We start from the raw sequence: 24,538 nt of genomic DNA on the forward strand, positions 1-24,538 counted from the left end.
CGCGTGACAATCCCGTCCGAGCGACAGCGAAGGTGGAAACGGTGACCACGATCGAGGCCCCCGACCGTCTGGTGGATCACCACTGCCACGGCGTCGCGCGCCATTCCCTGACGGCCGCGCAGTTCACCGCCTACCTCACCGAGTCCGACGCCCCGCCGGCCGCCGGCACGACCTTCTTCGACACCCAGCTCGGCTTCGCGCTGCGCCGCTGGTGCCCACCGGCGCTCGGCCTGCCCGCCCACTGCCCGCCCGCCGACTACCTCGCCCGCCGCACCGAGCTGGGTCCCGACGAGGCCATCCGGCGCCTGCTCCGCGCCAGCGGCATCAGCGACTACCTCATCGACACGGGCCTGCCCGCCGGCCTGACCGGCCCGGGCGAGGTCGCCGCGGCCTCCGGCGCCCGTACGCACGAGATCGTACGGCTGGAGTCCCTCGCGGAGAGCGCGGCGGACGGCGCCGGCAGCGGTCAGGACTTCCTCGGCCGGCTGACGGCCGCGGTGCACGACGCGGCCCGTACCGCCGTCGCCTTCAAGTCGGTGGTCGCCTACCGCCACGGGCTGGACTTCGACCCCCGGCCGCCCCGGGCCCAGGAGGTGCACGGCGCGGCCGGCCGCTGGCTCGCCGTCCGGCAGACCGGCGACCGCCTGCACGACCCCGTCCTGCTGCGCCATCTGCTGTGGACCGCCGCCGAGACGGGCCGCCCGCTCCAGCTGCACACCGGCTTCGGCGACCCCGACCTGCGCCTGCACCGCAGCGATCCGCTGCTCCTGACCGACTTCATCCGGGCCGTGCGCCCCACCGGCTGCCCGCTGATCCTGCTGCACACCTACCCGTACCACCGCAACGCCGCCTACCTCGCCCACGCGTATCCGCACGTCCACACCGACATCGGTCTCGCGATCCCGCACACCGGCGCGCGGGCCGAGGCGGTGCTGGCCGAGACCCTCGAACTGGCGCCGTTCGGGAAGCTGATGTTCTCCACCGACGCCTACGGGCTTCCCGAGCTCTATCTCACGGGCACCCGGCTCTTCACCCAGGCCCTCGCCCGCCTGCTGACCGCCTGGGTGCGGGAGGGCGCCTGGACGCCGCACGACGCCCGGCGCGTGGCGGAAATGATCACCTCGGGCACCGCGCAGCGGGTCTACGGGCTCGATCCGGGGTCGGCGCGGCCGTTGTGATGTCCGCCGGATCACGGCAACAACCGCTGGTGCGGGCGGGGTCGGCGGCCCAGGATGGGGACCATGGCACTTCGTACCCACCTCACGCACATCCCCGCCCCCGAGGGCGTCGCGCCCGCCACCGGCTACACCCAGGTCGTCGCCGGCACCGGTCGCTTCGTCGCCGTATCCGGTCAGGTCGCCCTCGACGAGCGCGGTGACCTCGTCGGGCCCGGCGACCCGGGGGCGCAGGCCCGGCAGGTCTTCGAGAATCTGCGGCGCTGTCTGGCGGCGGCCGGCGCGACCTTCGACGACGTCGTCAAGCTCACCTACTTCGTCACCGACATCGGCCATCTCCCCGCCGTCCGGGCCGCGCGCGACGAGTTCGTCGACACCGAGCGGCCGCCGGCCAGCTCGGCGGTGCAGGTGGCGGCGCTCTTCCGGCCCGAAATCCTCCTGGAGGTCGAGGCGTTCGCGATCGTCGGGGAGACAGCCGCGTAGCTTCCCGGGTCAGCGGGTGGTGGCGGGCGGGGCGTCGTGGAGGGCCCGCAGGCGGGTACGGACGTGCTCGGCGGCGTCCCGGCCGCCGGGGACCCGCTCCCACAGGGCGAGCAGCTCGGGTGCCAGGCCGGGGGCCTGGTCCCCGCTGTGCTGCCAGCAGTAGTGCGCCCGTTTCACGGCGGCGAGTACTTCGCCGTCCGCCGGTCCGCTGCGCGCCATGCGCGCCCGGGCTGCGGCCATCCACAGCCCGGCGGCGCGGACGTGGTCGCCGGCCAGGCGGGCGAGGTCGGCCCGGACCTCGGTCCACAGGCCCGCCTCGGCACTGTCGGGGCCGTGCAGGCGCAGGGTCTGCTGCTCCCAGGCGGCGGCCATCGCGGCCGCCTCGTTGTGGCGGCCCGCGTGGGCGGCGGCCAGGATCCCGGGCAACAGCTCCTCCCGGGCCGGCAGCGGCGCGGGGGCGGGCTCCGGGGCTCGTACGGGCTCCGGCCGGGGGTGCTGTACGGGCGTGGGCAGCGGCGCGGGTGCCGCCGCGACGGTCGCGGGCCGGGCGGAGTGGGCGGAGTTGGCCAGGATCGGGTCCGCCGGGCCGTACCGCAGGGGCAGCGTCTCCGCTCCGAACCCGCCCACGGCGAACGCCTGACGGTGCACCGCGGCGACGTCGAGCACCGGTCCGGCGTTGGGGTCGCCCGCGCGCAGCGCGTCGAGGAATGCCGAGGTGTACGGGCCTGCCTCGCGCGAGGGGGTGGTGGGCGCGGGGGTGACCACGCCGAAGAGCGGCACGCCGTCGGCCAGCCGCCCGCTGTTCGCCGCGGCCACCAATTCCGGCCGGGTCGCGGCGTCGGCCTCCACATCGGCCAGGACCAGCAGCGGTCCGGCGTGGGCGCGCAGCGTGCGGGTCAGCCAGGCCCAGGGCAGTCCGGTGTAGCGGACGGTCCCCGGGGTGCTGCCCGACAGGCCCAGGTGCAGCTCCTTGCCCCGGCGCGAGGGCACCATCAGCCGTCCGGTCACCCACACCAGCAGGGGGCCGGGTCCGGCGGCGGCGTGCTGAAGGTAGGCCAGCACGCTCTGCGGGCCGGCGACTCCGGGCAGCTGCACCACGTCGACCGAAGGGGCGGCGAGGAAGCGGCGCGGGTCGGCCCCGGCCAGAGCGTGCGCCGTCGGATTCGGCACGGCGCCACGGGACCGGTCGGGCGTCCCGTCCAGTAACAGCACACAACCCCGAACAGGGTCACTCACAGCGCACATCCTTCCGACCGGTGCCGCAACCCACCCCCGGGCGGTGACGACAGGTCACGGCCGCGGCGGAAAATGGCAAAGCAAAGGCAACTGTAGAGGCCACGGCCACGACACGGGCCCAGACGGCCCCTCTTCCCCTTTTCCGCCATATGGCGCAGCCGTGGGCAGGCGTACACCGCCCGCCTTGCCGAATCACCCCGTCACATCTCATATGAGTCATATGAGACGTTCCGGCCGTGAAGCGAGGTGAGGCGGATGACGGCACGCCGGTCCCGGATAGCCGCGGCCGCGCTGGTGATGCTCGGCGCCATGGCCTCGGCAAACTGTTCCGCGCCCACCGCCGGCCCCGGCCGCGAGCCGGGGACCGAGCGGAACACGCACGCCAAGGCGGCGGAGCGACGCGGCTTCACGCTGGTCGCCACGGGGGACGTGCTGCCGCACGAGGAGATCATCCGGCAGTCGCGGCGGGACGGCGGGCCCGGCGGCCCCGACTTCCGGCCGATGCTCGCCGGGGTGAAGCCGGTCGTCTCGGCCGCCGACCTGGCGATCTGCCACATGGAGACGGTCTACGGCAAGGAACGCGGGCCGTTCCGGGGCTACCCGGCGTTCCTCTCACCGCCGCAGATCGCGCGGGCGCTGAAGGCGACGGGGTACGACTCCTGCTCGACCGCCTCCAACCACACCCTGGACGCGGGCGGCGAGGGGGTGGCGCGGACGCTCGCGGCGATGGACGCGGCGGGGCTGCGCCACACGGGCTCGGCCCGGTCGGCCGCCGAGAGGTCCCGGGTCGATCTGCTGCGGGCGGGGCCGGCCAAGGTCGCCCAGCTCTCCTACACGTACGGCACCAACGACATCCCCGTGCCGGCGGGCCGGCCCTGGACGGTCGACCTCATCGACGCCGACCGGATCCTCACCGACGCGCGCGCCGCGCGCCGGGCCGGGGCGGACGTGGTGGTGGTCAGCCTGCACTGGGGCACCGAGTGGCAGCGGACGCCCGACGAGCAACAGCTGACCCTGGCCCGCCGGCTCACCGCCGCCGGCTCCGCCGCGCGACCCGCCGTCGACCTGATCCTCGGCACACACAACCACGTGCCGCAGCCGTACGAGAAGGTCAACGGGACGTGGGTCGTGTACGGGATGGGCGACCAGCTCGCCGGACGGATGTTCAACCCCGAGGGCGAGCCGGACACCCGCGGCAATCAGAGCTCGATCGCCCGCTTCACGTTCGAGCCTCCGGCGCGGGCGGGCACGCGCTGGCGGGTGGTCGGGGCGGAGTTCCTGCCCCAGTTCACCGAGCAGGGCGCGCCGTACCGGGTGCTCGATCTCAACCGCGTCCTCGCGGCCGACCCGGGCCGCACCGACCTGCTCCGGGCCCGGAACGCGATCCGTGAGGCCGTCCTCTCCCGGGGCGCGGGCAAGGACGGCCTGGTCATGGGGCGTTGAGGCGACTCATACGACGATGAGGGCCTCCCGCGCCGCCTGTTCGGTGGCGCGGCGCCTTGCCTCGGCGGCCTGGGCTGTGTCACCGAGCCGGCGGCGAGGCGTGCCCGGGCTCGCCAGTTGCAGGGGCACGTCGGCCGCAGGCTGATGCGCTCGCGTGTCCCGGCGGCCCTCCATCCCTGCCCCCTCGCACGGGCCGGGATGCGGCCCCCTTCCCTCGGTACGGATTTCCGTGCCCCGGATAGGCTGCCGGGCATGACCATGATCAACAGTGGGATCTCCGGTCTCGTCGTCCTCGACGCGAGGGAGATCGCGTCCGATCCGGAGCTCGCGACCCGCTTCGCGGCGTCGGCGCACCGGATCCTGGCGGACCTGGTCCATGGGGGTGCCGCGCTCGGCTGGGTCGAACCGCCCTCGCACCACGAGGTGGCGGAACTCCTCGACCACGTCGTCACCGCGGTGCGGGCCGGGGACGGGTCCCTGCGCGCCGCCTACCTCGACCGCCGGCTGGTCGGCCTGGGGTACTGGCTCCGCTACGCCCGGCCGACCCATCGGCCGCACGCCGATCTGGAGAAGCTCGCGGTGGGCGCCGCCGCCCAGGGGCGGGGCGCCGGCCGGACGCTGACCGCCGCGCTGATCGCCGACGCCCGGCAGGCGGGCATCGAGGTGCTCACCCTGGACGCCCGGGGCGACAACGGCGCCGCCCTGCGCCTCTACCACTCGCTGGGCTTCACCGAATACGGTCGGCTGCCCGACTTCGTCGCCGTCGGTGAACGCCGTTACGACAAGGTCTTCTGCATGCTGGACCTCCGCCCGCGAGGCTGACCGGTTCGGCGACGGCCTGCGCCATGGTGCAGGGCGTGTGCAACCTCCTGCCACTGGTGGCGGTGGGACGTCTGTGACGGCCGAGGGTCAGACGACGAGGGCCGGATGGCGTACGACGGCGTCGAAGAAATAGCCCTGGTCGTTGGGCACGGCACGGGCGGGCTGGGTGTTGCCCGCGGTGTCCGTGGCCCGGGCCATCAGCTCGGCGCGACCGGTCGTCCGGGGCGTCCAGTCGGTGCTCCAGCGCGTCCAGCCGTCGCGGTGGGGCCGGTCGTGCAGGCGTGCCGGGCGCCAGGTCGCGCCGCCGTCCACGCTGACCTCCACACGCCGGATGCCCCCCGAGCCGGACCAGGAACGGCCGGTCAGCCGGTGCCGGGCGCCGGCGGCGAAGGCCGTGCCGGGCGCGTACTCGAAGGCGCTCCGCACGGGCTGGCGGGTGATCGGGGCGCTGCCGCCGGGCGGGTGGGCGGCGCCGAAGAGACGGTAGAAGACGGTGTTCCACGGTGAGAACAGCGGGCGGTCCGCCACCTCGATATCGCCGACCCACTTGATGGAGGCGATGCCCGACCAGGACGGCACCAGGAGACGGACCGGTCTGCCGTGGTCGTACGTGAGGGGCTCGCCGTTCATCTCGTAGGCCAGCAGCACGTCGTCGAGGGCCTTGGCCACCGGCATCGGTCTGCGGACCCGCCCGAAGTTCGTGCCGTCGCCGATGAAGTCCCCGTCCAGGCCGCGCGGCATCACGTCCACGGCGTGCGGCCCGATCCCGGCGTGGCGCAGGACGTCCGCGAGGCGCGCGCCGCGCCAGCGGGCGGCGCCTATGGCGCCCATCGTCCACGGGGTGCCGGTGACCCGGTCGCCCTGCTGGGTGGTGAAGTAGCCGCGGCCGTTGCCCGCGCACTCCACGCAGGCGTCCCGGGTGACGGCGGGCAGCGCGCGCAGGTCGTCGCGGGAGAACTCCACCGGCCCGCCGCGCAGCCCGCCGCCCCATATCCTCAGCCGCCAGGTGCGCGGGTCCAGGAGAGGGGTGGCGGTGTGATTGCGTACGAAGAACCGGTCGACGGGCGTGTGGTAGCCGGTGCCGCGCAGGGCTTGCCAGTTGGTCTCGGCGTTGGTGCCGCGCACGGTCAGCAGTTCGGGAGGCAGCGGTTTCACGATGCCCGGGGCTTGGCCGTCCGCCAGGGCCGGTGCGGCGGGGACGAGGGCGGCCGCGGCCCCGGCCGCCCCCAGGAACCTGAGCACGTCGCGGCGCGAGGGGCCACCGCCGGTCGTTCCGATCTCTCCGACAAGCCACTGCCGCAGCCTGCGACGGTCGTAGGCGGTCTCCTGGGCGGCGGGATCGGACGCCAACGGTCTGTCTCCTCACGGAAGGCGGCATGGACACCGCCCGACGCTAGGCGACGGAACACCGGAAACCCGAGGCGCGTTCCGGCCAGGACGGGCACGACACCCCCGGCCGGGCGGACCACCGCGCGGGCACGCCGGTCCTGAACCCGCCGCCGGCGATCGTCGAGGAGGCGGTCCCCGCCCGACGGTCGCCGGCGAACGGCCCTTGAAGGGGCCTACGCGGGCAGCCGGCCGAGGAAGTCCAGAAGCGCGGCGTTGACCTCGGCGGGGCGTTCCTGCTGGGTCCAGTGGCCGCAACCGGGGAGGGTCACGTCACCGAGCAGCTTCGGGACGATCCGCTCCAGGGAGGGCAGCAACTGGTCCATGCCGGGGAAGGCCCGGACCAGGTCGCGGTCGCCCGCCATGTACAGCGCGGGGACGTCGACGCCGCGGTCGTGGAAGGGCGCGAGCAGCTCCCAGTTCCGGTCGAGGTTGCGGTACCAGTTGAGGCCGCCGGTGAAGGCGCGGTCGCCGTGGTGGGCGTACTCGCGGACGAAGACGTCGATGTCCTCCTCCGTGAGCCAGCCGGGCAGTTCCTTGGGCGCGGGCATGGATTCCAGGAGGTTGCGGCCCTCCGGGATGACCCAGGGGCGCGGCGGGTCGGTCATCGGGCTGTCGCCCGAGGCGCCCGCCAGGAAGCCGCGGAAGGTCGCCGCGGTGTCGTGCGCCAATTCGGCGTCGGCGACTCCGGGTTCCTGGAAGTACGCCTGGTAGAAGCCGTCACCGAGCACCGAGCGCAGGGCCGCCAGCGGTGGCACCGGTCCGTGCGGGACGGGCGGAACGCTCAGGCCGACCACGCCGCGTACGACGTCCGGGCGCAGCGTGGCGGTCGTCCAGGCGACCGGCGCTCCCCAGTCGTGGCCGACGACGACCGCGCGCTCCTCGCCGAGGGCGTGGATCAGTCCGATCACATCGCCGGTGAGGTGCAGCATGGTGTACGCGGCGATGTCCTCGGGCTGCGCGCTGCGGCCGTAGCCGCGCTGGTCGGGTGCCACCACCCGGTAGCCGGCCTCGGCGAGGGGTGCGAACTGGTGCCGCCAGGAGTACCAGCACTCCGGAAATCCGTGCAGCAGCAGGACCAGCGGGCCCTCCCCCTGTTCCGCGATGTGCAGAGAGACGCCGTTCACCTCGACGAAGCGGTGCTCGACCGCGCTGGCCATGGGTCCTCCCGCAGCAGATCTACGTGTTCATGCCGACGGGGCTCACAGTACGGGCAACTTCCCCGGCCCAGGTATCCGTTGGGGGGCGCGGACCCCCGAAGCGGCCGACATCACATGTCGTTCGCGAGCAGGCCCCGCACGACCCTGCCGAACAACAGCCGCCCGCACCCGGCCGTCAGCGCGTCGAACAGCCGGGGCAGCCCCCTGACGCGGAGGTCCTCGCGCCAGACGATCCACGACCCGGGACCGTACGCGCGCACCTCGATCTCCGCCCAGCCGGTGACCACCGAACCGCGCTTCTCCAGGCGGCAGCGTCCGGGGCCGCCGCCCTCGGTGGGCGGGTCCCAGCGGGCGATCTCCATGACGTCGTCGAAGGCGGCGCGCCCGACGCCGGTCCGGGCCACGATGCGGGTGCCGATGCCGCTCGGCGGCGGCGTCACCGTGATCCGGGTGAGCGGGACGTGCGCGGCATGGCGTTCCCAGTCGGTGAGCCGTCGCCACGCCTCGCCGGCGGCGAGCCGGGACGGGCGTTCCAGGACGAAGGGGGCCATGACGGCAGCTTAATCAACCGTGCGCCGACCGGCCTCGGGTTAGGGTCGGCTGCCGGCCCCGGCACACCCGTGGCGAGGCGGTGGTGACGTCCAGTGAGAGGAACACACCGACGTGAGCAGCACCGAGGAGAGCACCCGCGCCGTCGTACAGGACTTCCTGGTCCGGGTGGGCGAAGGGGACCCGGACCGGATCGCGGCGGTGTTCGCGGAGACGGTCGACTGGATGATCGCCGAGAACCCCGTCGTGCCGTGGCTCCGCCCGCGCTCGTCGCGCGCGGACGTCGCCGCGCACTTCCGGGAACTGGCCGAGGGCATGATCCCGGCGCCGGACGGGCGCGCGATCGAGGCGATAGTGGTGGACGGCGGCGAGGCGATGCTGGCGGGACACCTCGCGGGGACGGTACGGACCACCGGCAAGACCTTCCGCTCCCCCTTCGCGGCCCGGCTGACGGTCGAGAACGGGCTGATCACGCGGTACCGCCTGTACGAGGACAGCCTCGCGATCGCCGAGGCGTGCACGCCTGACGCGTAGGGCCTCGGTCGGTTGGCCGCAGTCGGTCGTCCGCGACCCGTGGGTCCCGGCGGCCCTGTCGCGAGCGGCGGCCCACGGCCCCCAGGTCAACGCCCCATGAGGTAGCACGCATAGCCGGTGGCCGCGGCCAGCAGCAGGGCACCCGCGGTCGCGGCCACCCGTCGGAGGAGCGAGGCGTAGCGCCCCGTGAGTGTCTTCCGGTCGGCGGCGCGGCGGGCGACCAGGAGGGCCGGTGCGAGTACGAGTACATGCGCCGCCCACCAGGACAGGCCGAACGCCCACGAGGCACGCGCGCCCGTGTACACGGTGACCAGGGGAGGCACGACCACCGCGCTCAGGGCCACGTGGACGGCCAGGCACCGGTGCCAGGTCTCGTCATGGCCCCGGGAGCGGGAAGTCCATCGGGCGAGTACGAGGGTGAGCAGGACCGTAGGCCCTCCGACCGCGCCGAGCAGCAGTGAGGCGGGGGCGGCATAGACACACGCGAGGAGGGCCGCGGCCGCGCCTTCGGACAGGGCGTGGCCCAGCCCCGTTCCCCGGCTCGGGGGAAAGCCTGTCACGAGCGATCCGAACAGCAGGAGGACGCTTTCCGCGGACAGGCATACGACCGCCCCCCACAGTGCCGCGGCCCACCCCGCGGTGATGCCGCCCGGGTGGGTCGGGACGGTGCTTGAGCGTGGTGCCTGCTGTGCTGTCATGGTGATGCCCCCTTGCCGGCATCCATGATCTCCCGTACGCCGCCGGGACCGGGGGCCGGGGGCTCCCGCGGCCCGCGTCAGGACGGCTCCGCGCCCGGAGCCGTTCCCGCCGCGCGGTAGCGGCTCATCTGGCCGACGCCGGAGCGGACCGCCCAGAAGAAGATGCCCAGGGTGACGGCGGCGACGGTCAGCGAGTCGTACGGCGCGGGCAGCCTGCCGGAGCCCTTGAAGGTGCCCAGCCACGACAGCGCCGTCAGGGCCACGAGATAGACCACCAGCCACGCGCCCTCGCGCAGTTCGCCGGCGAGCGGGCGGTCGTCGTGGCCGGAGCGCCGCATCGCCAGGAAGATCAGTAGACCGGCCAGGACCAGCGGCAGGGCCAGGCGCAGGTCGTGCCAGCCCGACCAGTAGACGAACTCGCTCGCCACGACGAAGCTGACGGGGGCGATCCAGCGCAGCCCCGGTACCCAGCCGGCCATCGGCGTGCCGGGGTCGGCGCGGAAGACGGCGACGGCGACGGCCGAGGCGGCGTAGATCAGCAGGTACATGTCGCCCATGATGCTGACGATGGACTGCCACCCGCCGAACGGCAGCAGGAACACCACGATCACGGCGAGGTTGAGCGCGAGCGCCCGGTGCGGGATGCCGGAGCGCCGGTCGACCCGCATGAAGGTCCGGGGCAGGGTGCCGTTCTTGGCGAGGGCGTAGGTGTGGCGGGCGTTGAGCGCCACACCGACGTAGGCCGAACCGCCCGGTGAGACGACCGCGTCCGCGTAGAGCAGGCTGGAGAGCCAGTGGAGGTTGAGGATGAGGGCCAGCTGGCCGAAGGGCGATTCGAAGCTGACGCCCTTCCAGCCGTGGCCGAGCAGGTCCTCGGGCACGGTGAAGAGGAACGCCAGCTGGAGGGCCAGGTACATCAGCAGGGCCAGGCCGATGCCGGTGAGGACGGACGCGGGGATGGTGCGGCGGGGGTCGCGCGTCTCGCCGGAGAAGTCCAGCGGCGCCTGGAAGCCGTTGACGGAGTAGACGATGCCGCCGCCGGCGAGTGCGGCCAGGCAGGCGGTGTAGCCGTAGGGGGCGAATCCTCCGTGGTCGGTCAGGCGCCCGGAGTGCCAGCCGGAGGCGAACAGCGCGATGACGGTGATCACCGGCACGACGACCTTGAAGACCGACACGAGGGTGTTCAGCCGGGCGAACGTCCGTACCGCGAACCAGTTCAGGGCCGTCAGCAGGACACTGAGTCCCACGGCGACGCCGAGGCCCGTGGGGGTGAGGACGTGACCGCTGTAGAGGTCCGGCAGATAGTGGTTCGCGTACTGCATGATGGCGCTGATCTCGGCGGCGGTGCCGCCCACCGACAGCAGCACGGACCAGCCGACGAGCGTGCCGACGAGCCGTCCGCCGGTGTACAGCGGCCAGCGGACCGTTCCGCCGCCCTCCGGGCGTGACGCGCCGAGCTCGATCATGACGAGCGCCACCAGACCGCACAGCACACCCGCGCCCACCCACGTGAGCAGCGCGGCGGGGCCGGCGGTCCGTGCCGCGTACATGGCGGCGAACAGCCAGCCGGAGCCCACGATGTTGGAGAAGCCGATCCCTGTCAACGCCCAGAACCCGAGGTCCCGGTGCAGTCGCCGTTCCTGTTCGACCGCCTCGGGAGCTGTCGCCTCCACCGGCATCCGTCCGTCCGCCACGCGCTGTTCCTCCTGGCTCCTGGCCCCGGGTGCGACCACCACGTCCGCTGACGGCGGCTCACACCATCTTCGGGATAACACAATCCGTTCTCGCGGCGCCGTGCACCACCCCGGAGCGGCCGCGCCCTTCCGCATTGACCCGAAGTGCGTGAATGGCCGCCCCTCGGATACCGGACCGCCCTGGGGTCGCCATGCCGCGCCGCCGCCCGTACTCGCATAAACGACCGGAATGGCACACACATACCGAAAAGATGGCCGGTGACCCTCCCGTGCATCGATCTTGGCGGCTCCAGGATTCGGCATAGGCACGCCGCACCCTTGGCGGGCCACGCACGACGGAGGAGCTGGTCGAAGTGAGCGATGCGCTCATCGAGAGGGACGAGGCACTGGCATCGGCGGCACGGGCCGTGACCCGGGCTCGGGCGGGGTCCGGTTGGTGGGTGTCGTTCGAAGGGTTGCCCGGCACGGGGCGCAGCGCGCTTCTGGCGGAGGTCGCGCGGCGGGCCGGCGCGGGCGGGGCCATGAGGCTGTCGCGTGCGCGGTGTTCGCCGGAGGAGGCCGCCTTCCCCTTCGCGCTCGTACGGCAGCTCTTCTCCACCGCGGGCCTCGGCGCCGACGGCATTCCCTTCGCCGATCAGTCACCCGTGGAGGAACAGCGGGTGTTCCACCGTCTTTTGGCCCGCTTGACCGCGATGGCCCGGGTGCGCCCGGTGGCGCTGGCCGTCGACGACCTCCACGACGCCGACCCCGTCTCCCGGCGCTGGATCGGCTACCTGGCCCGGCGGCTCGTCGACCTGCCCGTGTTCCTGGCGGTCACCGAGTGCGTCACGCGGCCCGATGACACGGCCCGGCTGCCGTCCGCGACGGGGGAGGTCGTACCCCTCCTGCCGTTGAGCGCGGCGGCCGTCGCCCGGCTCGCGCGTACCCACGGGGCCGACGCGGTACGGGCCGAGTTGTGCGTACGGGCCTGCGCGGGCAGTCCGGCCCTGGTCAAGGCGCTCCTCGCCGACCTGGACCACGGTGCGGACGTCGGGGATCCCGGCGGCGCGGGGCGCGATCGCTACCGAGCCACGATCGCCCACTGGATCCGGGAGAGACTGGGCCCCCGCTCGCGTCACACCTGTCTCGCGCTCGCCGTACTGGCGGACGGGCCGGGACCGGGCACCGAGGCCGGAATGACGGAGCAGGTCCTCCTGGAGGTCGCGGCCGGCCTGTGTCCCGCCGCCGGCGCCGCACCGCCGATCAGCGCCTTCGCGGCCCGGCTCCTGTGCCACGCGCCCGCCCGGGCGGCGGTCCTGGAGGCGGCGGGAGCGGCCGAACGGCGTGGATTGCGCGTGTCCGTGGCCCGGCTGCTCGACGAGCGCGGCGCGCCGGCGGCCACCGTCGCCGCCCATCTGCTGCGGATCGACGCGCCCGACGAGGAGTGGATGACCCAGTCACTCGAGGACGCCGCCGACGCGCTGCGGCGCGACGGCCGTACGCGGGAGGCGACCGCGATGCTGCGGCACGCGCTCACAGGGGCACCTCCGGCCCGCCGTGCGGCGCTCGCGCTGAGGCTGGGAGCCCTGGAGCTGCCGGTCAGCGCCGACGCAGGCACCCGCAGGCTGCGCGCCGCGCTGGAGCTGCACACCGACCGCCGGGACCGGGCCGAGGCGGCGCCCGCGCTCGGCGCTGCCCTGGCCGTGCAGGGCCGCACCCACACCGCTCTGAAGATCCTGGAACACGAGGGCAGGGCGGCGGGAGACGCCGAACTGGTACGGATACTGCGCTCCATCGCCGCCCTCATCGCCTCGCACGACGCCGCCGCGTGGCGCGACGCCATCGGCCGGATGCGGGCGCTCGCCCGGTCGGCCCCCGCGGCGATGGAGCCGCTGGCCTGCGGCCTGGTGGCCGAGTACGACACCGGGGCGGGCCGCTTGTCGCACGAGGAGGTTCTCGCCCAGGTCCTGCCCCGGCTCGCGGCCCCGGTCGACCCCCGGATCCGCACCGCCTGGCTGGGCAGCGCCGCCACGCTGCTGCAGTGGGCGGACCTTCTCGACGAGGCACGGACGATCGCCGATCAGGTGCTGCCCGCACCTCCCGCACCGCCGGACCTCACGGACGTGGGCCACCAGTGCCTGGTCGGTGTACGGGCCGAGGCGGCCTTGTGGAAGGGCGACTTCCAACGGGTCGTCGACGAGAACACTCCGCTGATCTCCGTGTCCGCCGGGCGCGGCATCCGCATGCCGCACCTGGTGGCGATGGTGGCGCTCGCCCACCACGAGCTGGGGAGTTCGCCGTCCGCGTGGCGGCTGGTCGCCGCGGCGGGTGACGGCGCAGCCGATTCCGGCAGTTCCTGGGAGTGGAACGAACTGTGGTACGCGAAAGCGGAGTTGTCCGCGGGCGCGGAGGACTGGGAGGCGGCACTGGACAGTTACCTCGCCTGTGGGGCGGGGCAGAGCGCGCGTGACTTCGTCAGCCCGGTCGCCACCCCATGGCGATCCGGTGCCGCACTGGCCCTGGCACGGCTGGGCCGGTTCGCCGAGGCGAGAACGTACGCGGAGGAGGAGCTGCGGCACGCTCGCACCTGGGGCACACCCCGTACGGTCGGGCGGGCCCTGCGAGCCATGGCCGCCGCCGGTGGTGGACGAGGGGCGCTGGAGGCGTTGTCGGAGGCCGTGGAAGAGCTGCGGAAGGCGACGGCACCGGTCGAGCTGATCGAGTGCCTGACCGACCTGGGTCGGGCGCACCTGTCGGCGGGCCACGGCCGCAAGGGCCGCGACCACCTCCACGAGGCACACGCCCTGGCGATCCGGCTTCAGGCACGTGGCACCGGTGAGGACGCGGCGACCGAAGGCACCTCCGGGCAGCGGGACGAATCCGGGGCCGCGCGGCCGCGAACACCACCGATCCGCCGCTTGGTCCGGACGACCGAGCGGGCTCTCACCGAGGGGACGCCCCGCACCATGGGGCGCCGGGCGACGGCCGACGGGAGCGCCCTCAGCGCCGCCGAGCAACGCGTCATCGACCTCGCGGCCCAAGGGATGACCAACACCCAGATCGGCGCGGTGCTCCACCTGGCCCGCCGCACGGTCGAGACCCATCTCACGCACGCGTACCGCAAGCTCGGCGTGTCCCGCCGCACCCAGCTCATGGCGAGGCTCGGCGCGCCGTCCGCCTGAGGTGGCGTACGTACCGAGCGCGACGGTGTGCCCGTCCGCGCGGTGCGTCCGCCGGTCCATCAAAGGTCGTGGTCTTCCACGATGGCCGGGCCAGTCCGCCCCTTGGCAGGGTGGGACCCGCGCCGGAGCCCGGACGCGGCAGGAGCGTGAGGGGGCGGGCCGCCGGCCGGCAGCACACGCGACACCTTCCTGCATCCGCGGGCGGCTCGTACGTCCCCGTCTTTGCTCGTCCCACCGGCCAGACCGTCGACAAGGAGACACCATGAAGACCACCCGCCGCAGATCCGTACGTTCCATGGCGATCGCGTTCGTCACCGCGGGCTCGCTCGCGACCCTGGCCACGGCCACGGCGACGGCCACCCCCGCGGGGAGCCCGGCCGTCACGCAGTCGACGGGCGGCGCGAAGGCGGCGGCCGCGCAGTCCGCCCTGCCGCCGCAGGAACTCTGGCAGTTGCGTCAGCGCGGCAAGAACTTCGAGATCGTCAACTACAACAGCGGTCTGTGTCTGAAGGTGAAGGGCGCCTCCACCGACAACGGGGCCCCGGTCGTCCAGGCCGAATGCGGCAGCTCCCCCGAACAGGCGTGGAAGACGAAGCTCACGGACGGCGGGACCTATCTCGAAGCCCGCAACGCCTATTCCAACAAGTGTCTGACCATCCAGGGCTCCGCCGTGAACGGCGCCAAGCTCGTCCAGTACGACTGCGTCGGTGCCCTGACCCAGAAGTGGTGGGACACCGACGGCATCGACGGCAACCCCGGCTTCTGGATCAGTGGTACCACTCCGAGCGGTGCGCCGACGTGGATGTGCGCGGACATGCCGGGCGCGAGCAGGACGTCGGGCACGCAGGCCGCCATGTACCAGTGCATCGGATTCTGACGGAACCGGCTCGGCCCGCACCTCGCCTCGGACGTGTGGTGGCCCGGTAGTACGACGAGCGCGGCGGCGCCGATCAGCGCCACCGCACCGGATATGCCATGCCGTGCTCTGGATGAAACGGGGAAGAGGGAAATGCGTGGGCGGCTCTCGGACCCGGGTGGCGGCCGTCCCGGCCCGCCGTCACGACGTCATTCGGGGAGGCCGACGGTGTTGTGCGCGCTCGCCGGCGCGTACGCCCTGTCGCCGTCGAAGGTCGCGTCGTAACCCCGAAGCAGGAGCTGCGCGAGCGTGAGCGGCGCGACAGGCATGGGGGCGTTCTTGCACTCCGCGTAGCCGTTGGTGTCGGATGTCCAGCCACAACCGTCCTACCACCGAACAGGAGGCCTCCTACCTCACGGAGGTGCACGCCATGGATCTCCCCATGGCGGCCCGACCGACCCGGTAGACCAGTCGCATCCTGGTGTGACCTCACCAAACGCAGGACGGTACCCAGGCTCCTGAAGCTGCCGCGTGCCCGCGGTAGGCAAGCGCTCGCTCAGAGCCGGATCAGCGCCAGCCCGATGCTGAATCCGCTGGCGAGACCGATGAGGGCGACGAGGTCGCCGGGCATGACGCGATCGGCCTGCTGGGCCAGGGTCAGTTGCAGGGGGAGGGACGCGGAGGCCGCGTTGCCGTACCTGTCCACCGTGGCCAGGAATCGGCTTGCCGGCAGGCCGAGCATGGTGCAGGCCTCCTGGAACTGTGGCATGGAGATCTGGTGGATGGCGACGAACGCGCTCTGCCGCACCAGCGCCATCTCGTCCGTGGCGTACTCCACCACGAAGTTGGCCATGCGGCGGCCGGCCTCGGACAACTGGTCGTCGTTGAGCCGGAGGCACACGTGGTCGTCGTGCGTGGAACGCGGGTGCATCGAGCCACCGGCCGCGACGGTGCACGCCTCCCAGGCCGAGGAGTCCGCGGCGAAGATCGTGTGGAGCACTCCGGGGTCGTCCGGTCCCGCCGGTCCCGCGGTCAGGAGGAGGGCGGCGCCGGCGTCGGAGACGGTGTAGCCGGGCAGGTGGCGCATGAAGGTCTCGTAGTCGGGCACGTGCCAGCGGGCGGTGAGCGTCGCCGTCTCCCCGCAGGCGATCAGAACGGTGCGGTGCCGGCCGCTCTCGATGAAGGCCGCGGCCGTCTCCAGGGCGTTGAGCACGCTGTTGCAGGCGTTCTTCACGTCGAACACCGGGCAGATGGCCCCGAGTTTGGCGGCCACGATGTGGGCGGTGGCCGGTTCGACAAGGTCCTGGCCGCTGGAGGCGAACAGCAACAGGTCGATCTCGTCGATGCTCGCGCCCGCCATGTCCAGCGCCTTGACGGCGGCCGCCGCCGCGAGGTCGGACGCCTGCTCGTCAGCGGACTTCACATGGACGCCGCGTACGCCGGTGATGTCCTCCAGCAGGCCGGGCGGAGGCACGAAGGGACTCCTCGCCGCGGCGATGGCCGCCCGGGCCTGCTCCATGGTCCGGTACTGGGGCGGGAGGTGCACAGCGGTCGACACCAGCCGGGCACGGCAGGCGGGCGACACCGGACCACGGTACGGAAGCGGCATGGGCGAGACCAGACCTTTCCGGTGCGAGCATCACGTGCCCAGCGTTTTATGGGCACTTCGGCCGATCCCACCCATCCTGCCGCGCCCCCACCCCGGTCGGGCGGGGCGCATGAGCCGGCAGGGCCACACCGCATCAATAGGGAGGGAAGGTTAACTACCCCAATTTTTCAGTGACTTAACCGACACGGGTTAATAGTCGCATGGCCGGTTCTGGGCCGGGTAGGGATACGGAACCGGCCATACGCGGGAACCGGACGGGGGATGAGGATGGAGTTCAACGACCGTGCGCTGGCCGTCGTGGGCGCCAGCTGTCGACTGCCTGGAGGGATCTCGGACCTGGGCGGGCTGTGGGCGGCCCTGCGCGAGGGCAGGGACGCGGTCGGCGAGGTCCCGGCGGACCGGTTCGACAAGACCCGTTTCGTGGACCCCGGTGCTCTCCGCCCCTGCCGGAGCTACACGGCGGCCGGGGGCTTCCTCGACGACGTGGCCGGGTTCGACGCGGCCTATTTCGGCATCGCTCCGAAGGAGGCCGCGGCCATGGACCCGCAGCAGCGGATCCTGCTGGAGCTGGCCGCGGAGGCCCTGGACGACGCCGGGATTCCCGCCGAGTCACTGGCCGGGTCGGACACCTGTGTCTTCGTCGGCATTTCCGACCCGTTCTACGGGGTGGTCCAGGGCACCATCGAACAGTACGCCAACCCCTACACGATGAGCGGATCCACGCTGTCGATCGCGGCGAACCGCCTCTCGTACTGCTTCGACCTGCGCGGTCCGAGCATGGTGATCGACACCGCCTGCTCCTCCGCGCTGGTGGCACTCGACCGTGCCTGCCGCACCGTGCTGGACGGCACCAGCCGCACCGCGCTCGCCGGCGGCATCAATGTGCTGGGCGGCCCCTTTCCCTTCGTGGGCTTCTCGCACGCGGGCATGCTGTCACCGCGCGGCCGGTGTGCGGCCTTCTCCGCCGAGGCCGACGGTTTCGTCCGGGCGGAGGGCGGGGGCGTGGTCGTCCTCAAACGACTGGCCGACGCGCTGGCCGACGGCGACCGGATCCACGCGGTCATCGCCGGTACCGGCACCAACTGCGACGGCCGCACCCACGGCCTGGCCCTGCCCAGTTTCCAGGCCCAGGAAGCACTGCTGCGCACCGTGTACGAGCAGGCGGGGGTGGATCCGGACGATCTGGTGTACTTCGAGGCGCACGGCACCGGCACCCCCGCCGGGGACCCGGCCGAGGCCCGGGCGATCGGACAGGCCCTGGGCCGGCGTCGCCGGACCGTGGGGCCGCTGCCGGTGGGCTCCGTCAAGTCCAACCTGGGGCATCTGGAACCGGCCTCGGGCATGGCGAGCCTGTTCAAGGCCCTGCTCGTCCTGCGGCACGGCGTGGCCCCGGTGACCCTGCACGCCCAGCCGCTCAACCCGGACATCGACTTCACCGGACTCGGCCTGGCCCCCACGGTCGAGCCCGTCGAACTCCCCCGCACGGCCGGGGCCGCGGTGGGTGTGAACTCCTTCGGCTTCGGCGGAGCCAACGCCCACGTCGTCCTCACCGCTCCACCGGCTCCGCCGCTCGGGGACGACCGCGGCGGCGGCACGCTTCCCGTCGTGATCTCCGCCCGTTCGGCCAAGGCGCTGCGGGAGCTGGCCGCGCGCGTCTCGGCGCGGCTTCGAAAGGCGGCGCCCGAGGAGTTCTACGACCTGGCACACACCAGCACCCTGCGCCGCAGCACCCACCCGCACCGCGCCGCCGTCCTCGCCGGCGGGCCGGACGAGGCCGCGGACCGGCTGGACCGGCTCTTCGCGGACACACCCGCCCACGGGGCCAAGGTCCGGAAGGCCGAGCGGGGCACGGTGGCGTTCGTCTTCTCGGGCAACGCCTCCCAGTGGCCCGGCATGGCCGCCGATCTCCTGGACGGCGCGCCGGTCTTCCGCACCGCCGTCGAACAGGCCGATGCCGCGCTCGCCCCGCACCTGGGCTGGTCGGTGACGGAGGAGCTGGCCGAGCCCGACGCGTCCCGCTGGCAGCGTACCGAGATCGCCCAACCCACCCTGTTCGCCGTGCAAGTGGGGCTGGTCGCCCTGCTGGCAGCGGGCGGGCTGCGTCCGGCGGCCGTTGTCGGGCACAGCGTCGGCGAAGTGGCCGCGGCCCATGCCGCCGGGGCGCTGACCCTGGAGCAGGCCGCCCGGGTGATCGCCGAACGCAGCCGCGCCCAGGGCGTCACCGCGGGCACCGGCCGGATGGCCGCCGTCGGACTGCCCGAGCAGGCGGCCCGGCAGGAACTGTCCGCGTACGCGCCCGCCTTGGAGATCGCCGGCATCAACGACGACCGGAGCGTCACCGTCGCCGGAGACCCGGAGGCCCTGGCCGCCCTCGGCGCGGAACTGACGGCCCGGGACGTCTTCTTCCAGGAACTCGACCTCGATTACGCCTTCCACAGCCGCGCCATGGACCCCCTCGCCGACCCGTTGCGGGCCGCGCTGGCCGGACTGGAGCCCACCGCGGCCCGTATCCCCTTCGTCTCCACCGTCACCGGCGCGGCGCTGGCCGGTGAGGAGCTCACCGCCGGCTACTGGTGGCGCAACGTCCGCGAGCCGGTCCGCTTCCACGAAGCCGTCACCCGCGTCCTCGCCGATCACGCCGGCATCCTCGTGGAGATCGGACCCCACCCGGTATTGCGCCCCTACCTGCGGCGCACCGACGCCACGTACGTTCCCACCCTCCACCGCGACGGCGACGGCCACCGCGAGACGGCCGCGGCCGTCGCCGCCCTGCTCGCGGCCGGCGCCCGCGTCGACTGGCGGAGCCACTTCCCCCGCCCGGGCCGGGTGACCGACCTCCCGGCCTACCCCTGGCAGCGTGAACGGCACTGGCTGGGCGCCCCGCAGGACCTGGTCATCCGCACCAGCGGCACCGGCCTGCTCGACCACCCGCTGCTCGGCGAACGCCTCCCGGCTCCCCACCCGGTGTGGGAAGGCGCCATCGAGCCCCAGCTCGTGCCCTGGCTGGGCGACCACAGGATCGTCGGATCGGTATTGATGCCCGCCGCCGCGTACGTCGAGATGGCGCTGTCCGCCGGACGACGGGCGCTGGACCGGCCGGTGGAAGTGCGGCACCTGGGCATCATCACTCCGTTCCCCATCGCCTGGCCCGACCCCGGTACGGCCCGGATGCAGACCTCCGTGACGCCCGAGGACGGCGCGCTGACCATCAGCAACAGCGAAGGCCGCGGAACCGAGAGCCACACGGTCGTACGTGCCCAGGTCCGCACCCTGCTCGGCACGGCTTCCGCTCCGCTCGACCCCGCGGCGGTCCGCGCACGCTGCCCCCGCACGGTGACCAGCCCGGATTTCTACCGTACGTGCCACAGTGCCGGCTTCGACATCGGTCCGGCCTTCCAGCTGCTGCGCGAACTGCACGTCGGGGAGGACGAGCTGCTGGCCTCCTATCGGCACGAGGACCCGGGCGACGCGTACACGGTGCACCCGGTCCTGCTGGACGGCCCCTTCCAGGCCACCGTCGCGCTGTTGGAGCGGCTCATGAGCGGCGGCGAGGTCTATCTGCCGTCCACGTTCGACTCGGTGCGGGTATGGCGCACCCCGGCACCCACCGGCGTCATCCACCTGCGCCGGCGCAGCCACACCGAGACGGAAGTCTGCTGGGACGTCATCTATGCCGACGAGGACGGCACCGTCACTGCCGAGATCGAGGGGTTCCGCACCCGGCGCGTGTACAACACCCAGCACACCCCGCTGACCGTCCAGCAGACGGTGCTGCGTGCCGCACCGCACCCGGCGGCCCCGGCCGGCCCTTCGCCGCTGCCCCCGCCGGCGGACCTGGCGACCGCCGTCCAGGACCGGATCACCCGACTGCTGGACGCCCTGCGGGAGACCGGTCACGACCGCTTCACGGCGGCCGTCGACGAGACGGCCGCCCATTGCTGGGCCTCGGCCGTAGCCGGCCTGCTCACCGACCCGGCCGCCGCGTTCGGCCTGTCCGACCTCATGGCCGGCGGACTCCAGCCCCGGCACCGGCGACTGGCGCTGCTGATGCTCCCGCTGATGACCCGGCACGGACTGGCCCGGCCCGCCGGTGACGGCCGATGGCGGCTGGCCGGCGCCGAGCCCCGCCACGAGGGACTGCTGCGGGCCCTGGTGGAGGATCATCCGGCCTTCATCACCGAGACCACCCATCTCAACGCGCACCTGCGGCGCCTGCCCGCGGTGCTGCGCGACGCCCCGGAGGCACAGGAACTCCTCCAGGCCGGCGACAGCGCGTACGAGCAGCTGTACGCCGTCGCACCGGTCCGCCGCTTCACCCACCGCGTCGCCCAGGCCCTGCTCGGCGAGATCGTCCGCCGCTGGCCCGGCGACCGCCCGCTGCGCGTACTGGAACTCGGCGCCAGGACCCACGGTCTCACCGCGGCCCTGCTCCCCCTGCTTCCGGCGGACCGCACCCGCTACACCTGCACCGACCGTTCGTCGGCGGGCTTCGCCGGTGCCGGACACCGCTTCGGCGCCTACGACTTCGTCGAGTACCGGACCCTCGACCTGGACACCGACCCGGCCGTCCAGGGCTTCGACGGCGGCGGATTCGACCTGATCGTCGCCGACGACGCCCTGCACACCGCCGCCGACCTGGCCGAAGGGCTGCGCCGCGTCCACACCCTGCTCGCCCCCGGCGGGCATCTGCTCGCCGCGGAGTCGCACGACGCGCGGCGGCTGGGCCTTCTCCGCGGCGGCACCGAGGCGTTCTGGCAGCGCAACGACCGTACGCTGCGCCCGGAAACGGTGCTGCCGGACCGGGACCAGTGGGTGCCGCTCCTCGGGGAGTGCGGTTTCACCGGCACCGTACGGACGGGCACCGACGACCGCTCCGTCCTCCTGGCCGCCGCCGGACATCTCCTGGTCGCCGAGCCCGTCCCGGCCGCCGAACCCGCCCCGCCCGCGCCCACGCCCGCGCCGGCACCGGCACCGGACACCGCCTGGGTCGTCTCCCCCGAGACGCCCGGCGAGACACCCACCGCCCAGGCGCTGTCCGATCTGCTGGGCGGCGCCGGCATCACCGCCGCCACCGACGACTCCGCCGCCTGGACCACGGCACTGACCGCCGACACCACCGGCGTCGTCCTGCTCCTGGGCGAGCACCCGGACAGCCCCGACGACCCGCGAGGGACGGTCGCCGGCACGACGCGCCGCGCCGCCGTCCTGCGGGCCCTGGCCGCCGCCTGCGCCGGGCGGGAGGACGGAACCCACCCCGAGGTGTGGCTGGTCGCCCGCCCCAGCGGTCTGTTCCCCGCACCGGAGCGCCCCGCCCACCCCGCCGACGCGGCGATCTGGGGTGCCGCCCGCACCCTGGCCAACGAACAGCCCGGCCTGCGGATGCGCCGGATCTCCCTGGACCGCACCGGCGACCCGGCCGCCGACGCCCGTCGCCTGGCCCGCGAACTGCGGGCGCCCACCGACGAGGACGAGATCGTGCTCACCCTGGGCGGCCGGTTCGTACCCCGCCAGGTCCAGCGCCCGGCCGATCAGCCCGCCGCCGCCCCCTCCGGTCCACCGTTCATCCTGGAAGTGCGCAACCCCGGGCTCTCCCGCCGGCTCGTGTGGCGCCGGATGGAACCGCTCCGGCCGGAGCCCGGCGAGCTCTTGGTGGAGATGCGGGCCGTCGCCCTGAACTACCGCGACCCGATGCGCGCCAACGGGCTGCTGCCACCCGAGGCCGTCGAGGGCACCGTGCTCAGCCGCGGGCTGGGCACCGACGGGGCGGGCGTCGTCAGCGCCGTCGGTGCCGGGATCACCACGTACGCGGTGGGCGACCGGGTCTGTGGGCTGACGCCCGTGGCGCTCGCCTCCCACTCCGTCATGCCCGTCGCGGCCGCCTGCCCGATCCCCGACGGCATGAGCTGGGCCGAGGCGACGACCTTCCCGGTGGCCTTCTCCACCGTCCACCACACCCTCGTCGACGAGGCCCGGCCGCTCCCCGGTGAGACGGTGCTGGTGCACGGCGGAGCCGGAGCCGTCGGCCTGGCCATCATCCAGTGCGCCCGGTCCCTGGACCTGCGCGTCATCGCCACAGCGGGCACCGAGACCAAACGCGATCTGCTGCGCACCCTCGGCGTCGAGCACGCCCTGGACTCCCGCACCCTCGACTTCGCACCCCGGGTACGCGAACTGACCGGCGGGAAGGGCGTCGACATCGTCGTCAATTCCCTCAGTGGCGAGGCCATCGCCCAGAGCCTCGACCTGCTGCGCCCCAACGGCCGCTTCATCGAGCTCGGCAAGCGCGACATCTTCTTCAACAACCCCCTCCTGCTGCGCCCCTTCCACCGCAGCATCACCTTTCTCGGCTTCAATCTCGACAGCATCGCGTTCGACCCCGTACGCGGCCCTCGTCTGATGCTCGACACCACGATGCGGGTGGCCTCCGGCGAGTACCGTCCGCTCCCGCACTCCGTCTACCCGGCCGCCCGCGTCGACGAGGCATTCCGGCTGCTCCAGCACTCCCGCCACACCGGCAAGGTCGTCATCTCCTTCGACCCGCTGGACGAGCCCGTTCCCGTCGAACCCACCCTGTCCGCCCCGGTGCTGGACCCGGCGGGGACGTATCTGATCACCGGCGGGCTCAGCGGCTTCGGCGCGGCCACCGCCGACTGGCTGGCCGACCGGGGAGTCCGGCACCTGGCCCTGCTCGGCCGCCGAGGAGCCGACGCGCCGGAGGCGACCGACGTCCTCGACCGGCTCGCCCGACGCGGGGTATGCGCCACCCCGTACGCCGCCGACGTCACCGACGAGGCGGCCGTACGCCGCGTGATCGCCGCCGTGGATGCCACCGGGCATCCCCTGCGCGGCGTGGTCCACTGCGCCATGCACCTCGACGACGCCCCGCTGGCCGACCTCACCGACGAGCGCTTCGCCGCCGTCCTCGCCCCCAAAGCCGCCGGCGCGGACGTCCTCGACCGGCTCACCGCCGACCGCGACCTCGACCTCTTCCTGCTGTACTCATCGGTCACCGCGGCCACCGGCAATCTCGCACAGGCCCCGTACGTCGCCGGAAACGCCTACCTGGAGGCTCTCGCGCGGGCCCGCCGCCACGCCGGACGCACCGCCACGACGATCGCCTGGGGCCCCATCGCCGACACCGGATACGTCGCCCGCAACAACCTCGTGGCCACCATGACCGGCCTCGGCTTCGATCCCGTCTCCCCCACCGACGCGTTCACTACCGCGGACCACCTCCTCACCGCGGACACCGACGTCGCCGGCGTCGGCCGCTACCGCTGGGCCCGCGCCCGCCGCCTCCTCCCCTCCCTCTCCACCCCCCGCTACGCCCACCTCGTCCCCGCCGGCGCGGCGGACACGGACGAATCCCGCGAGGAGCTGCTGCGCACCCTGGCCGCGATGACTCCCGAGGACGCCGTGCGCGCCATCACCGACATGCTGGCCCGCCACCTCGCCACGGTTCTGCACACCGACCCGTCGGAACTGGACCCGGACCGCCGCCTGGAGGAACTCGGCCTGGACTCCCTCATGGGTGCCGAATTCATCCTCAAGGCCCGCGAATACTTCGACGTCCACATCCCGCCCAGCGAACTCTTGGCCGGCGGACGGACCTTGACCCACTTCGCCCGTCTGATCCACGATCGCCTGGGCGTCCACCCGTCACACCCGGCGCAGGCGGCCATCGCGCCGCCGGCCCCGTGAGGGGCCGGGGGTAAGGGGCGGGCTCGCGTCG

15 protein-coding genes are annotated in these 24,538 nt (G+C 73.5%); 8 read left to right on the plus strand and 7 right to left on the minus strand.

All coding sequences use genetic code 11. The annotated features are described in order from the left end of the window. The first annotated feature begins 50 nt into the window (after positions 1 to 50). Positions 51 to 1,178: an amidohydrolase family protein gene (locus ACZ303_RS17220; protein ID WP_467340182.1), complete on the plus strand. Its 1,128-nt coding sequence runs from the start codon at positions 51 to 53 to the stop codon at positions 1,176 to 1,178. Positions 1,179 to 1,241: 63 nt separating this feature from the next. Continuing rightward, positions 1,242 to 1,658, plus strand: coding sequence for a RidA family protein (locus ACZ303_RS17225; RefSeq protein ID WP_467339702.1), 417 nt, complete (start codon positions 1,242 to 1,244; stop codon positions 1,656 to 1,658). 9 nt (positions 1,659 to 1,667) lie between these two features. Here ACZ303_RS17225 and ACZ303_RS17230 read toward each other — a convergent pair whose 3' ends face one another. Beyond that, positions 1,668 to 2,828 (minus strand): hypothetical protein, encoded by a 1,161-nt coding sequence (locus ACZ303_RS17230; RefSeq protein WP_467339703.1) that lies wholly within the window; start codon positions 2,826 to 2,828, stop codon positions 1,668 to 1,670. Between the two features lie 321 nt (positions 2,829 to 3,149). Here ACZ303_RS17230 and ACZ303_RS17235 point away from each other — a divergent pair, with 321 nt between their 5' ends. Together ACZ303_RS17235 and ACZ303_RS17240 are read left to right on the plus strand one after the other, a co-directional pair. After that, positions 3,150 to 4,337, plus strand: a complete 1,188-nt coding sequence (locus ACZ303_RS17235; protein ID WP_467339706.1) for a CapA family protein — start codon at positions 3,150 to 3,152, stop codon at positions 4,335 to 4,337. A 252-nt stretch (positions 4,338 to 4,589) separates the two neighbouring features. Then, positions 4,590 to 5,159: a GNAT family N-acetyltransferase gene (locus ACZ303_RS17240; protein WP_467339708.1), complete on the plus strand. Its 570-nt coding sequence runs from the start codon at positions 4,590 to 4,592 to the stop codon at positions 5,157 to 5,159. An 87-nt stretch (positions 5,160 to 5,246) separates the two neighbouring features. Here ACZ303_RS17240 and ACZ303_RS17245 read toward each other — a convergent pair whose 3' ends face one another. The 3 genes from ACZ303_RS17245 to ACZ303_RS17255 all read right to left on the minus strand — a co-directional run bounded on the left by ACZ303_RS17245 (position 5,247) and on the right by ACZ303_RS17255 (position 8,256). Further along, positions 5,247 to 6,509, minus strand: a complete 1,263-nt coding sequence (locus ACZ303_RS17245) for a sulfite oxidase (protein WP_467339710.1) — start codon at positions 6,507 to 6,509, stop codon at positions 5,247 to 5,249. Positions 6,510 to 6,721: 212 nt separating this feature from the next. Next, positions 6,722 to 7,705 carry an alpha/beta fold hydrolase gene (locus ACZ303_RS17250; RefSeq protein ID WP_467339712.1) on the minus strand — a complete coding sequence of 328 codons (984 nt, stop codon included), beginning with the start codon at positions 7,703 to 7,705 and terminating at the stop codon, positions 6,722 to 6,724. A 110-nt stretch (positions 7,706 to 7,815) separates the two neighbouring features. Continuing rightward, a complete protein-coding gene (locus ACZ303_RS17255) occupies positions 7,816 to 8,256 on the minus strand; it encodes an SRPBCC family protein (RefSeq protein ID WP_467339714.1) in 441 nt (146 codons plus the stop codon). Between the two features lie 112 nt (positions 8,257 to 8,368). Between ACZ303_RS17255 and ACZ303_RS17260 the strand changes: the two genes are divergently transcribed. After that, complete coding sequence (locus tag ACZ303_RS17260; protein ID WP_467339716.1) at positions 8,369 to 8,788, plus strand: nuclear transport factor 2 family protein; 420 nt, start codon at positions 8,369 to 8,371, stop codon at positions 8,786 to 8,788. 86 nt (positions 8,789 to 8,874) lie between these two features. On the opposite strand, the gene ACZ303_RS17265 is transcribed toward ACZ303_RS17260, so the two are convergent. Both ACZ303_RS17265 and ACZ303_RS17270 read right to left on the minus strand, forming a co-directional pair. Then, complete coding sequence (locus ACZ303_RS17265; RefSeq protein WP_467339718.1) at positions 8,875 to 9,486, minus strand: hypothetical protein; 612 nt, start codon at positions 9,484 to 9,486, stop codon at positions 8,875 to 8,877. 77 nt (positions 9,487 to 9,563) lie between these two features. Continuing rightward, positions 9,564 to 11,165: an APC family permease gene (locus ACZ303_RS17270; RefSeq protein ID WP_467340184.1), complete on the minus strand. Its 1,602-nt coding sequence runs from the start codon at positions 11,163 to 11,165 to the stop codon at positions 9,564 to 9,566. Between the two features lie 368 nt (positions 11,166 to 11,533). Between ACZ303_RS17270 and ACZ303_RS17275 the strand changes: the two genes are divergently transcribed. Next, positions 11,534 to 14,341: a helix-turn-helix transcriptional regulator gene (locus ACZ303_RS17275; protein WP_467339720.1), complete on the plus strand. Its 2,808-nt coding sequence runs from the start codon at positions 11,534 to 11,536 to the stop codon at positions 14,339 to 14,341. A 262-nt stretch (positions 14,342 to 14,603) separates the two neighbouring features. Next, complete coding sequence (locus tag ACZ303_RS17280; protein WP_467339722.1) at positions 14,604 to 15,218, plus strand: RICIN domain-containing protein; 615 nt, start codon at positions 14,604 to 14,606, stop codon at positions 15,216 to 15,218. 535 nt (positions 15,219 to 15,753) lie between these two features. On the opposite strand, the gene ACZ303_RS17285 is transcribed toward ACZ303_RS17280, so the two are convergent. Then, a complete protein-coding gene (locus ACZ303_RS17285; protein WP_467339724.1) occupies positions 15,754 to 16,806 on the minus strand; it encodes a 3-oxoacyl-ACP synthase III family protein in 1,053 nt (350 codons plus the stop codon). A gap of 267 nt (positions 16,807 to 17,073) precedes the next feature. Between ACZ303_RS17285 and ACZ303_RS17290 the strand changes: the two genes are divergently transcribed. Next, positions 17,074 to 24,507, plus strand: coding sequence for an SDR family NAD(P)-dependent oxidoreductase (locus tag ACZ303_RS17290; protein ID WP_467339726.1), 7,434 nt, complete (start codon positions 17,074 to 17,076; stop codon positions 24,505 to 24,507). The last annotated feature ends 31 nt before the right edge of the window (positions 24,508 to 24,538 follow it).

This window comes from Streptomyces sp. NPDC023527 (assembly GCF_055560115.1).